Annotated in this window: 11 protein-coding genes; 6 read left to right on the plus strand and 5 right to left on the minus strand. The window is 28.1% G+C overall.

Annotated features, from left to right (window positions below; translation table 11 throughout):
• Positions 1 to 28: 28 nt before the first annotated feature.
• The 3 genes from J3359_RS06915 (at position 29) to murI (ending at position 3421) form a co-directional block, all read left to right on the plus strand.
• Positions 29 to 2377, plus strand: a complete 2349-nt coding sequence (locus J3359_RS06915) for a T9SS type A sorting domain-containing protein (protein ID WP_208079978.1) — start codon at positions 29 to 31, stop codon at positions 2375 to 2377.
• A 20-nt stretch (positions 2378 to 2397) separates the two neighbouring features.
• Positions 2398 to 2565 carry a hypothetical protein gene (locus J3359_RS06920; protein WP_208079979.1) on the plus strand — a complete coding sequence of 56 codons (168 nt, stop codon included), beginning with the start codon at positions 2398 to 2400 and terminating at the stop codon, positions 2563 to 2565.
• A 64-nt stretch (positions 2566 to 2629) separates the two neighbouring features.
• Positions 2630 to 3421 (plus strand): glutamate racemase, encoded by a 792-nt coding sequence (gene murI, locus J3359_RS06925; protein WP_208079980.1) that lies wholly within the window; start codon positions 2630 to 2632, stop codon positions 3419 to 3421.
• Here murI and J3359_RS06930 read toward each other — a convergent pair.
• A complete protein-coding gene (locus tag J3359_RS06930; RefSeq protein ID WP_208079981.1) occupies positions 3418 to 4404 on the minus strand; it encodes a PorP/SprF family type IX secretion system membrane protein in 987 nt (328 codons plus the stop codon). The two genes, murI and J3359_RS06930, sit on opposite strands and share 4 nt — an antisense overlap.
• Positions 4405 to 4718: 314 nt before the next feature.
• Between J3359_RS06930 and J3359_RS06935 the strand changes: the two genes are divergently transcribed.
• The 3 genes from J3359_RS06935 to J3359_RS06945 all read left to right on the plus strand — a co-directional run bounded on the left by J3359_RS06935 (position 4719) and on the right by J3359_RS06945 (position 8872).
• A complete protein-coding gene (locus J3359_RS06935; RefSeq protein ID WP_208079982.1) occupies positions 4719 to 7748 on the plus strand; it encodes a sensor histidine kinase in 3030 nt (1009 codons plus the stop codon).
• 1 nt (position 7749) lies between these two features.
• A complete protein-coding gene (locus J3359_RS06940) occupies positions 7750 to 8397 on the plus strand; it encodes a response regulator (protein ID WP_208079983.1) in 648 nt (215 codons plus the stop codon).
• Between the two features lie 106 nt (positions 8398 to 8503).
• Positions 8504 to 8872 (plus strand): response regulator, encoded by a 369-nt coding sequence (locus J3359_RS06945; protein ID WP_208079984.1) that lies wholly within the window; start codon positions 8504 to 8506, stop codon positions 8870 to 8872.
• A gap of 454 nt (positions 8873 to 9326) precedes the next feature.
• Here the strand turns inward: J3359_RS06945 and J3359_RS06950 are convergent, their stop codons facing one another.
• The 4 genes from J3359_RS06950 to J3359_RS06965 all read right to left on the minus strand — a co-directional run bounded on the left by J3359_RS06950 (position 9327) and on the right by J3359_RS06965 (position 11960).
• On the minus strand, positions 9327 to 9836 hold the full coding sequence (locus tag J3359_RS06950) for a hypothetical protein (RefSeq protein ID WP_208079985.1): 510 nt from the start codon (positions 9834 to 9836) through the stop codon (positions 9327 to 9329).
• Between the two features lie 292 nt (positions 9837 to 10128).
• On the minus strand, positions 10129 to 10560 hold the full coding sequence (locus J3359_RS06955) for a hypothetical protein (RefSeq protein ID WP_208079986.1): 432 nt from the start codon (positions 10558 to 10560) through the stop codon (positions 10129 to 10131).
• 255 nt (positions 10561 to 10815) lie between these two features.
• Positions 10816 to 11514, minus strand: a complete 699-nt coding sequence (locus tag J3359_RS06960) for a sulfite exporter TauE/SafE family protein (protein ID WP_208079987.1) — start codon at positions 11512 to 11514, stop codon at positions 10816 to 10818.
• The gene (locus J3359_RS06965; protein WP_208079988.1) at positions 11514 to 11960 is read right to left on the minus strand and encodes a FixH family protein; all 447 of its coding nucleotides are present in this window, start codon (positions 11958 to 11960) and stop codon (positions 11514 to 11516) included. Before J3359_RS06965 ends, J3359_RS06960 begins: the two co-directional genes overlap by 1 nt.
• Between the last annotated feature and the right edge of the window lie 97 nt (positions 11961 to 12057).

Consider the following 12057-nt stretch of genomic DNA (forward strand, 5'->3'; position numbering starts at 1 on the left):
GTACTTTAGGAATCTCAATATATAAATTATGAAGAAAAACTACTTATTAAAATTTACTTTTTTATTTTTATTTTCTTTTGCAATAGCAAACTTAAATGCCCAAACTGTTGTGATTACAACTGTTGTTGATGGAACTTTAAAAAATGCAGGTTGCGATACTGGAAGTGGAGCCTCCGATCCAAGATTTGTGGAACTTTATGTCGATGGAACTGTAGATTTCACAGGATATGATTTAAGACAATCTTCTAATGGGTCTGCTTCATATGTAAAAAAAGCTTTAGATGGTTTAGGTACTATTTCTAATCAGTTTGTTTATATAATAACTAATGGTGATGAAATTACATTTAATGAAGCTTTTCCAGGTAGAACTGTTTTAAGCGTAGCATTTTCTGCCATCAATGGAGATGAATCATTTCAAGTAACAGATAATACAAACACGATATTAGATTCCTTTGGCATACCTGCTGATATTGGTACTGCAGCCCATAATACTTGGAATTATAAAGATAGTTATGCAAAACGTAAAGATTTTGTTTTACCAAATGGAGGAACGTTTGTGAGTTCTAATTGGACTTATGGTGGTGCGAATGCATTAGATGGGGCAACTTGTGCAACATTATCGAATGCTATAACCCTAGGCTCTTACTCTGTAAAAACTACAAATTGGACTGGAACAAATACCAATTGGAATGATCCTTTAAATTGGGATAATGGAGTTCCTACACTTGGATATAATGCTGTTATACCTAATTTAGCTACAGACCCAGAAATAACTACATCTATTGCTGCTTCTACAGGAGATTTAACAATCTCAGATCCACAAGGCTTATCCGTTTTAAGCGGTTCTTTAACCATCTCTGGAAACTTAACGATTAATACTGGTAGTTCTTTGTATTTAGAATCTAAAATTACAGCCTCAAAAACCATTGATGCTGCTTCTGTTATTTTAAATGGAAGTTATACTTCTGCAGATGCAAATAGCTTTTTTTACTTTACTGAAACTTATAATGGTAACGCATCTGGTTGGACTTTAGTTTCGTCTCCAACTGTTGGAGAAAAAATTGATGGGAATACAGGAGATGGAAATTTTGCCGTTTTTAATAAATTACAAAAAAGTACAAATAATTATGGAATAGCTGTATATAATAATTCTCAAACAGACCCTATGTTACGCTGGGATTATTTTTCTAAAGCTGAAGTAGATGTTAACAATAGTTTAGCCACAATAAACTTAGTAAATGGAAAAGGATATACTGTTCTTCCAGATTCTAATGCAGCAAGTGGAACAACAGGAATTCAAAATGCTTCAAATGGAAATTTAGGTTTTAAAGGAGCTATTGCTACAGATTTTGTAGAAATTCCAATAACAGATAATTCTCCTCCTGGAGGAACTGGAAATGCATTTAATTTGGTTGGAAATCCATACCCTTCCTTTATTCCTGCAAATAATGCTGCAGATGCCACAAATGCCTTTTTAAATGTAAATTCAGGAGAACTTGCAGAACAAACTTTTTATGTTTGGGATAAAACAAGTACTTCTTATAAAATAAAAAACCAAATAACTGCTAGATATATTGCTCCTGGCCAAGCTTTCTTTATAAAATCTAAAGTTGGAGGTGGTACAGTTAAATTTACGGAAGCAATGCAGAGTCATCAAACTTCTGGTACATTTAACAAATCTAATAATATTGAAAAAAAAATTACTTTAACTGTTAAAAATAATGGAAAAGAGAAAACAACAGATATTTATTATGTAAAAGGAAAAACAACTGGTTTCGATAATGGTTATGACAGTTCTATTTTTGGTGGTTTTAGCACTTCTTTTAGTCTTTATACAGAATTAGTGTCAAACAATAATGGAAAGCAGTTAGGTATCCAAACACTACCAACTTCGAACTACGAAAACATGGTAATTCCTGTTGGAGTAAAAGCAACAAAAAATTCGGAAATTACTTTTACTGCAAGCTCTTTAAATTTACCTGCTGGTTACATGGTTTTTCTAGAAGATAAATTAACAAAAGCTTATACACGTTTAGATAATGCTAATAGTAAATACACTGCTACAATTAATAACAATGTCGTAGAAAATCGTTTTTTCATTCACACAACAACTTCCAATGTTTTAAACACAAATACCGAAAATTTAGACAAAATAGCTATTTTTAAAACGAAAAATTCTAATTTAAAAATTACTGGTTTAAATGCGCAAAAAGCGAACATTAGTTTATACAATACTTTAGGAAAACAAGTATTTACCAATACTTTCGATGGCAATTTAAATAATACAATTGCATTACCAAATTTAGCAACAGGAATGTATATTGTTAAATTAAAAACAGCAAACAGCACAAACACAAGAAAAATAATTATAGATTAATTAAAGAGAAATTAAATAAGATGAAAAAACAAACAGAAAACAGTAAATATATTTCTCGTAAAGATGCCATTAAAAAAATTAGTAATTATGGTAAATATGCAGCATTAACTGCATTTGGAACCTATATAATTTTAAATCCACAAAAAGCACAAGCACAAAGTCCTGAAGCTCCTGGAACAGGATTTTAATATAGTGTAAGAATTCATAAACAAAAACCTACTTATTTAAGTAGGTTTTTCTATTTTTACATAGATGAAAATTCATAAACATCCTATTGGTTTTTTTGACTCTGGAGTTGGAGGTACTTCTATATGGAAAGAAGTAATTTCTTTACTTCCAAATGAAAATTCTATTTATCTTTCGGATAGTATAAATGCACCTTATGGCGAAAAATCTAAAACTCAAATTATAGATTTGTGTCTAAAAAATACAGAGTTTTTATTAAACCAAAACTGCAAACTAATTGTTGTTGCTTGTAATACAGCTACCACTAATGCAATTGATTTTTTAAGAGAAAAGTATCCAATTCCTTTTATTGGAATCGAACCTGCGATTAAACCTGCAGCATTAACGACCAAAACAAATACAATTGGCATTTTAGCCACAAAAGGAACATTAAATAGTTCTTTGTTTGAAAAAACTTCCAGTAGCTTTAGAAAAAATATTTATATCGAAGAAATTATTGGAAAAGGTTTGGTAGAACTAATTGAAAATGGAAAATTACATTCCAAAGAAATGACTTCACTTTTAAACTCTTATTTAAATCCATTATTAAAAAAAAACATAGATTCTTTAGTATTAGGCTGCACCCATTATCCATACCTTATTCCTCAAATTAGAGAAATTGTTGGCGATAAAATAAATATTATCGATTCTGGAGAAGCAGTTGCCAAACAAACAAAAACTATTTTAACAAAGTTTCATTTATTAAATTCTAATAAAAATATAGCAAAACACACTTTGTATATTAATAAGAATAAAAAAGTTTTAGAACAATTGATTTCAGAAAGAGAAAACACAAGTATTATCGAAAAAAACTTTTAGAAACTTCCATAGTTCGAATTAATATTAGGGCAAGCTGCAGCTCTTGGCTTCCTGGTCCATAAATTAATTCCTAAAGTAATTTGATGAAACCCAGAGTTAGACAAAACAATATCATTTAATTGATTTGTATAAGTATAAGAAAACATTAAATTTTTGTAGTTAAAACCAACAATAGGACTTATAAATTGCGAGTTTTCTATGGCATTAGAATCAAAATGTCTTCTGTAAGATAGTGCTACCCAAAGTTGAGACTTCGAAAATGTCTTGTAGGCTTTTACATTAAAATCTGCGATTGTTTGCCCTAAACTTTCTCTATATTGAAGCATAATCGATGGCTCCCACTGTACAAAGTTTTCTTCTTTTCCAAAATAATAACTAGCAGATAAAATATAGTTTCTTAAATCTACAGGCTCTAGAATGTTTAAATTATTTTTTGCTGTTAACAATAAATTTTTAACAGTAAAGTAAGTGGCTAAGCCTCCTCTATGATAAGCCACACTAAAATCTGCATTATAATAACTTGTACTTTCTACAATAGTTGCAACTCCAGGGTCTCCTGTAAATGTTCTTTGATCGGACTGATTTTGAACAAAAGTAAATGCCAAACCAAAAGAAAGTTGTTTAAACATTTTATTAGTACTCATAGGTAAATGATACGCATAAGTTCCTTGCACCCCTTTTTGAGAATGAAACCCGTTTTCGTCGTTAAATAAAATTAAACCATAACCAGCATTCGATTCTTCGCCAAATTTAGAATGAAAACTTAAGGTTTGTAATTCTGGAGCATTGGGCACACCTGCCCATTGCTTTCTGGCAGTTAATCGTAATTTACTTGAATTACCAATACCTGCAGCAGATGGATGCAATAAAAAGACATTGTCAGATAAATAATCTGTATAAATTGGCAATGTCTCCTGTGCTTGATTATTTATCGTAAATAAAACGAGAATTAAAAAGCAAAACCAAGTGTAAATTAACTTCATTAAAGTTAGATAATTTTTTAGGTCTTCAAATATATTATTTTTAAAAGAATAAATTGTTCTTAAAAGAAATATTTAACAAAGTAATAAAAACTTACTAAATAAAAGGATACTATCTTCTTTGTTTATTTAACGATTGAGAGGGTATAAAATATGAAGCTTTAAATTACTGTAAATAATCAGCCAAATCTTACAAAATGATGTCATATTTTTACTATATTTAGTTATTATTTTTTTTAACATTTAAAATTTAGCTATAAATTGGTTTATATATAAACATATTATTTTATAAAATCTTCTTACCCCTCCTCGAAAAAATGCTACACCCCAAAGAAAAACAAAACGAATTTCAAGCCTTATTTGAAACAATGAACCTAGGAGTTTCTTACCAAAATTCTAAAGGTGAAATAACAAATGTTAACCCTGCTGCATTAAAAATCTTAGGTCTTACTGAAGATCAAATGAAAGGTAAAACATCTTTAGACCCATCTTGGAAAGCTATTCAAGAAGATGGTGCTAATTACCCTGGCGAAACACACCCAAGTATGCTGGCTTTAAAATTAGGCAAACCTGTTTTAAATAAAATTATGGGGGTTTTTAATATTGCTGAAAATGAATATCGTTGGATAAAAATCGATGCAATTCCTCAATTTAGAAAAGGCGAAAAAAAACCTTATCAAGTTTACACTACTTTTGATGATATAAGTGTAATTAAAAAAGCGCAACTTCAATTAAAACAAAACGAAGAACGATATATAAGAGCCCAAAAAATGGGCAAAGTAGGCAATTGGGAATATAACATTAAAACTGGTCTTTTATGGGGATCAGATGAAACACTTCGAATTTTTGGACTTGACCCAGAAAAAAATAATTTTAGTAGAGATTATATAGAAAAAAAAATAGCAAAACAAAATTTTGTTAGGCAAGCTATGGTTAATCTAATTGAAAAAGGAGAAAAATATGATATTCAATATGAAATTAATATTCAGAAAAAAACAAAAATAGTACACTCGAAAGCAAAAATAATTTACAACACAAATGGCGAAATTTTAAAAATAGCAGGTGTAATACAAGATATTTCTAAAAAGTACAAAAGCAAAATAAAATTAAGAGAAAGTGAAGACAAGTTCTTTAAGGTTTTTAAAAACAGCTCTAACTCCATTATACTTAAAAGGTTAAGTGATTTTAAAATTATAAATACAAATAGAGCTACCCTTAAAGTTACAGGGTTTACTTCAAAAGAATTAAAAGGATTAAAACTATCTGAAATTGGTGTATGGAAATATAAAAAAGATTACAAAAAGTACGAAAAAAAAATATTAAAAAAAGGAAAAATAAAGGGGTTTGAAGCGAGTTTTATTAAAAAAAATGGTAAAAATAGAATATGGCAAATTTCTGGAGAAATAATTCAAATCGAAAGCGAAAAATTTATACTAACCATTATAGAAGATGTTACAGAAATAAGAAGTGCGGAAATTGAATTAAAAAAACAAAGAGATTTTACAATTGCAATGACAGAAAACCAACCAGCAGCCATAGTTGCTTGTAATGAAAAAGGTAAATTAGTTTTATTCAATAAAGCAGCTAAGGAATGGCATGGAATAGACGTAATGAAAATTCCTCAAGAAAAATGGGCAGAAAGTTATGGCTTATTTAAAATCGATGGAAAAACAGTACTTAAAACCGAAGAAGTGCCCCTTATACAGGCATTTAATGGAAAAAAAGTTGTAAATCTTGAGATTATAATTAAAGCAAAAAATCAAAAACCAAGATTTGTTATTTGTAATGGTGCTTCATTCTTTGATTCATTAAAAAACAAACTAGGTGCTTTGGTTGTTATGAATGACATTACCCATCAAAAAACGATAGAAGATAACTTAAAGAAAAGTGAAAATCAGATAAAAAAAGCACTTTCAGAAATTGAAAGAAGTGAATTTCTCTTAAACGAATCTGGAAAAATAGCTAAAATTGGTGCCTGGGAATTTAATTCAATTACAAAAGAAAGACGTTGGTCTAATCAAGTTTTTAAACTTCACGGATTACCCGTTGGTAAAATACCTCCTTTTGAAAAAAATTACAACTATTTTATAGATGGTTCTTCAGAAATACTAGAAGAAGCAATGAAGAATAGCCTTGCGAATAATACGAAATTCGATTTAGAACTAAAGTTTCAAAATACCAAAAAAGAAAAACTTTGGGTAAATGCTATTGGATATCCCATAGTAAATAAAAACAAAGAAACTGTTGGTTTAAGAGGAGTTATCCAAGATATTACAGAACAAAAATTAATTAGAGAAAAAATAGCCCAAACACAAGAAATGCATAGTTTGTTAGCTAATAATACTAATGATTTAATTTGTTTACAAGAACCAGACAGTACTTTTAAATACGTAAGTCCATCTATAAAAAACTTATTAGGTTACGAACAAAAAGAATTTATTGGTAAACAAGCATTTGGTTTCGTACATAAAGATGATGTTTTACCTTTAAAAAGTGTAATGACGAAAAAAAAGTTTAGCATCTCATCTACAGAAGCTTACCCTTTTAGAGCATTGCATAAAAATGGCCATTTTATTTGGTTAGAATTTTTATCGTCTCCTGTTTATAAAGATGGTAAAATTAATTACTTAGTTACTTCTGCTAGAGATATTACACAGTGGGTTTTAGCTAAAGAAGAAATTCAAAAATACCAAACATCTCTGCAAAAACTAACCACAGAGATTACAATGATAGAGGAACAACAAAAAAAGGCAATTGCTTCTAACATACACGATCATTTAAGCCAATCTTTAGTTATCTCGAAAATGAGAATTAAAGAACTGAAAAAAAAATCGCAATTAAATGATATTAATGAAGATTTACAATTTATTGAATCTCACATATCCGATGCTTTAGAAAACAGTCGTAAAATTACTTATGAACTTTCGCCACCAATTTTATATCAATTAGGAGTTATAGATGCATTAAGTTGGTTGCTAGAAGATTTGCAAAATAAATATAAAATTGAATTTAGGCTTAAAACAACAATTTCTACAATTAAAATTAGCGAACTAAAATCTATAATACTTTATAGAAGTATTCAAGAAATATTAACAAATGCTATAAAGCATGCAAGTGCTTCCCTTATAAAAGTAAATATTAAAAAAACAAAAAAAGGAGTAAATATTTTTATTGTTGATGATGGTCTTGGTTTCGACACCTCTGTATTAAATGAGTTTAAAAACCAATCTGGTTCTGGTTTTGGTTTATTTACTGTACAAGAACGTATAAAAAATATAAAAGGTATATTTACAATATCATCAAAAATTAATAAAGGAACAAATATTAAAATTTTTATGCCCCAATAAAATGATCCATACAAACGAAATAAAAATAGTATTGGTTGACGATCATAAACTGTTAAGAGATGGTTTAAGAAATATTATAGAGCAGAAATCTAATATGAAAGTAATTGGAGAAGCTTCTAATGGAAGAGAAGCTGTAAAAATATGTTCGAAATTAATGCCAGATGTTGTTCTAATAGATATTTCAATGCCAGATTTAAATGGAGTAGAAGCAACAAGCCAAATCTTAAAAATAAATTCAGAAATAAAAGTAATAGCTCTTTCTATGCATTCCACTAAACAATTTATTCAAGGAATGTTTAATTCTGGTGCTTATGGTTATTTATTAAAAGATGGTGACTCTGAAGAGCTAATTACAGCAATTACAACTGTAGTTCAAAATAAAAAACACTTATCAAAAGACATTAATCAAGAATATCTTAATTTACTTAACTATGGAAGCACTCTTGAAAAATCGAAATTAAGTTCAAGAGAAAAAGAAGTTTTACAGTTAATTGCAGAAGGTAACTCTTCAAAACAAATAGGAGAAATATTATTTTTAAGCTCCAAAACTATCGATGTTCATAGAAATAATATTATGAAAAAAATAGATTTACACACAATACCCGAATTAACTAAATTCGCTATAAAACAAGGGCTTACCAGCTTATAACACCAATATTTGCAATGTATAATAGGTAAATTGCTTATCTATTATTTTATACAAAAATCTTATTTTTACACTTATTTAGTTTTAACCTACCCCGTTTGTAAATAATTTGAAATTTAAATTAAACAACTTATTAGTAATAGAAGACAACCCTTACATAGGTAAGGAAATAGTGAATGCTACAAAAAAAGTAACCAGAATTAAAAACATTCGTTTAACAAAAACTTTACAAGAAGCTATTTCCTTTATAAACGATAATGACTTCGATTTAGTTACTTTAGACTTAAGTTTACCTGATGGAAATGGTATTGAACTTTTAAAATGGTTTACAGAAAAAAATATAAAAAAGAAAGTTTTTGTTTTTTCGACAAGCACAGAACTTAAAAGAACATGTTTAAGGTATGGAGCTCTCGCTTTTTTTGATAAATCTACTGGATTTGATGAGTTAATTGAAAATATTAAAAGACTTAACCAATAACGATACTAAACCAAAAAATGTGTAAGTAAAGTTATTTTAAAATTTTTCTAAGCAATCTTAAAGCATTATACTGTCAGCCATAATTCATCACTTTGAATTTCGTTTTATTTTTTCGTTCCGCTTTTTGTGTTTTATGGGCTTGTTAAAACACCTTTACAAAGTGAGCTCGATATACTACTGAGTGATTACTAGTTTCTTATTTTTTTCTTAAAAAATAAATGTCATTTCGATGATGCAGGAAGAAGAGTCTTACAAATTGTAGTTATAAATTATAAGATTTCTACAATCGTCTAAATGACATAAAGTATAAAACACTGTTTATTAACGTATTAAGATATAGTCATGTATTATTTCTTAAATCGAACTCAGGTTTATAGTAAAGTAAATTTAAAAGAGCTAAATGCATCGAGGATGTTTTAGCTCTTTTAAGTTAAATAAAGTTATGTAGGAGAGTTTATAATCTATATTTTAATCCTATAAAACCACTAATTACATAATCGTTTTTAGAGTTATATAATACTTTTAAATCTTTTCTGTATGTTAATTGCTGTGTGCAAATAATTTTTAACTTATCGTTAATTCTATAACTTAGCTCTCCACTGAAACCAAAACTAAAAAAACCCTCTGATTGTCTGTAAATTTTTCCAAAATCTGCATATGCAGTTGCACCAATTTTCTCAAAGACGTTTTTTATAGAATATCCTGCTCCAAGTGAGTAGCGTTTATAATTTTTCACAACCAAATCTGCATATTCTAAAGAAAGATAAGCTAACAAATAACTTTTTTCGAAATTGTAAACTGGTAGCTCTAATTTAGTCATTAAATTAACAGTTAATGCATCATTTCCTTTTTTATCTCCTATTAAAAGTAACCTTGCATCTTGTTGAAGAGAGATTTCTATATTATTTTGTCCGTAAATAGAAAACGTTAGTAAAAAAGTGAAAAATAAAAATATTTTTTTCATGTTGTGGGGGAATTGATATAATTAAATATAGATTTAGTTTATTTCAAAATTATATTTAAAAAATAGGTAAAACACTTATTTTAAGTTAATTAAAATTTAATTTATGAGTATTTTCTATTAATTTATTTTTATGTGTTCTTTTCTTAATGAAAGACAGCAAGGTTTAGGTTAATAAATTTCTATTATAGATATTTAATTACAGCAACCACTTCAATTATAATAACCTGTTTATCTTAAAAAAACAAACAGGTTATTATACAGTAAATTAAAAGTTAGAAAACGAAATAGAGAACTATAATTTTTTCATTTTTCCTTCCCAAGTATATCCTCCCAAGGTAGATTCATAGAATATATATCCTCGTTTTACTTTCTTTATTTTCATGTGTAATTTTGCTCCCTTTCTAAATGGGAAATTAGGCAAATTAGACTCTTTTAATGTCATATAGCATTCCCTATTAGAAGTCCACTTAATATTCGATTTAATAAAATACTTTTTATTTTCGAAATATTCTATATGTTCGTCTTTTGTAAAAACAACTATAACTTTTTTACCTTTATACTTATAAGTATAAGTTGTTTCTTCTAATAAAGGAGTAATTTCATCATAGGAAATACCGGCTGTATTATTTTCATTAAATTCAATTGGAGTAACCATTGCTAGTTCTTGTGCATTTAAAGAAAATGTAAGTAAAAGCGTTACAATTAGTAAGTGGTTTTTTTTCATAATAATTAAATTTTATCAATTTGTAGATGCATTTTAATTTTACATATACGAATTTGGGGGATTAGTAAAAAATTAATATATATTAACTGTACGATTCAAAGGTATTTTATAATGCAGACCAAATCAATAGGTAATTTTCTTAATTTATAAAAAAATGACACAACCTATTTATTTTATTGATAAAAAATTGGCGAGAAATCGAATTATTATCGTTTATACTATTTTTATTTAAAACGATAATATAAATAAAAATTTTTAGTGACAAGCACTGTTTGTAGATACAACTTCTAAAACTGGAGCTGGAGAAACATAAGGTATTCCCAAACCTAAACCTCTTAAAATAAATAAAGCACCAATAAAAACAACTACAATAGGAATTGCTTTTTGTATTTTTCTTCTAAAAGTTCCTTTTGTGAAATTTCCCAAATAAACAACAGCTGTCATTAAAGGAATTGTGCCTACACCAAATAAAAACATATATAAACTTCCTGAGAAAGCATTTGTAGTTGCCAAAGCCCCAAAAACAGCCATGTAAACCAATCCACAAGGTAAAAAGCCATTTAAAAAACCGATCGTAAAAAAGGTATCGTTTCCTTTTTTCTTTAATTCTTTTCCTAACGCATTTTTTACCTTAAAAATAACTTTACTTATTTTTGATGAAAAATTTATTCTTTTAAAAATTCTTGGGAATAGTATAAATAAAATCATACTTATTCCTGCAATTATCGATAATTGTTGTTGAAAACCAAAGAAGAAAAAACCTTTTCCTAAGAAGCCAAACAACAACCCTATTAAGCTGTAAGTAAACAATCTACCTAAATGGTAACTTAAAATTTGAAAGAATCTTTTAACTGGTTTTTGTCTATCTACTGGCAACATAAAAGCGATGGGGCCACACATACCAATGCAATGGAAACTACCCAATAACCCAAAAATTAGTGCCGATAAAAACATTAGTACATCAGTTCTTTCTTAAATAAATACTCCTTATTTTTGTATTTCCATGAAACAGTCATGTTCCAACGACCATCTACTAAACGTTTCTCAGGCACGAGCAAATATGTTTTAGAGATTGAAATAGGTATTTCAAAATCTAAATGTTTATTAGATGGTCTATACAGGAACACTTTTCCTTGAATATCTTTGGGAATAAAAGCTTCTGGAAACTCCACTTTTAAACCTTCTTTTACTTTCGTAACTTTTATATTTTCTTTTAATGATGATGCATTTTGTTGTGCATCAATTTCATCTTGAAACTTTAATTCTTTTTGATAATATTTATCTGTTACCAAATCGTGTGTAAAAGATTTATCTGTACTCATGGTAATAACGAAATACAAAATAAAGCTAATAAAAGCCACAATCGCAATCACAATACCTGTTCCCCAATTAAATTTCATATTTTATACTTTTATAGTTAATGTCTTTGAAGTTTCTCCTATCGTCGAAATGACATTAATAACTCACTACCTCCAAACTTCCTACTTCACGCTTCAA

The organism is Polaribacter cellanae, from assembly GCF_017569185.1.
Taxonomy (GTDB): domain Bacteria; phylum Bacteroidota; class Bacteroidia; order Flavobacteriales; family Flavobacteriaceae; genus Polaribacter; species Polaribacter cellanae.

Bases quoted from the DNA above. Each gene is read 5' to 3' on its own strand.
- J3359_RS06930 (WP_208079981.1), bottom strand. From the start codon at position 4,404: ATGAAGTTAATTTACACTTGGTTTTGCTTTTTAATTCTCGTTTTATTT.
- J3359_RS06950 (WP_208079985.1), bottom strand. From the start codon at position 9,836: ATGAAAAAAATATTTTTATTTTTCACTTTTTTACTAACGTTTTCTATT.
- J3359_RS06915 (WP_208079978.1), top strand. From the start codon at position 29: ATGAAGAAAAACTACTTATTAAAATTTACTTTTTTATTTTTATTTTCT.
- J3359_RS06940 (WP_208079983.1), top strand. From the start codon at position 7,750: ATGATCCATACAAACGAAATAAAAATAGTATTGGTTGACGATCATAAA.
- J3359_RS06920 (WP_208079979.1), top strand. From the start codon at position 2,398: ATGAAAAAACAAACAGAAAACAGTAAATATATTTCTCGTAAAGATGCC.
- J3359_RS06960 (WP_208079987.1), bottom strand. From the start codon at position 11,514: ATGTTTTTATCGGCACTAATTTTTGGGTTATTGGGTAGTTTCCATTGC.
- J3359_RS06965 (WP_208079988.1), bottom strand. From the start codon at position 11,960: ATGAAATTTAATTGGGGAACAGGTATTGTGATTGCGATTGTGGCTTTT.
- J3359_RS06955 (WP_208079986.1), bottom strand. From the start codon at position 10,560: ATGAAAAAAAACCACTTACTAATTGTAACGCTTTTACTTACATTTTCT.
- murI (WP_208079980.1), top strand. From the start codon at position 2,630: ATGAAAATTCATAAACATCCTATTGGTTTTTTTGACTCTGGAGTTGGA.
- J3359_RS06935 (WP_208079982.1), top strand. From the start codon at position 4,719: ATGCTACACCCCAAAGAAAAACAAAACGAATTTCAAGCCTTATTTGAA.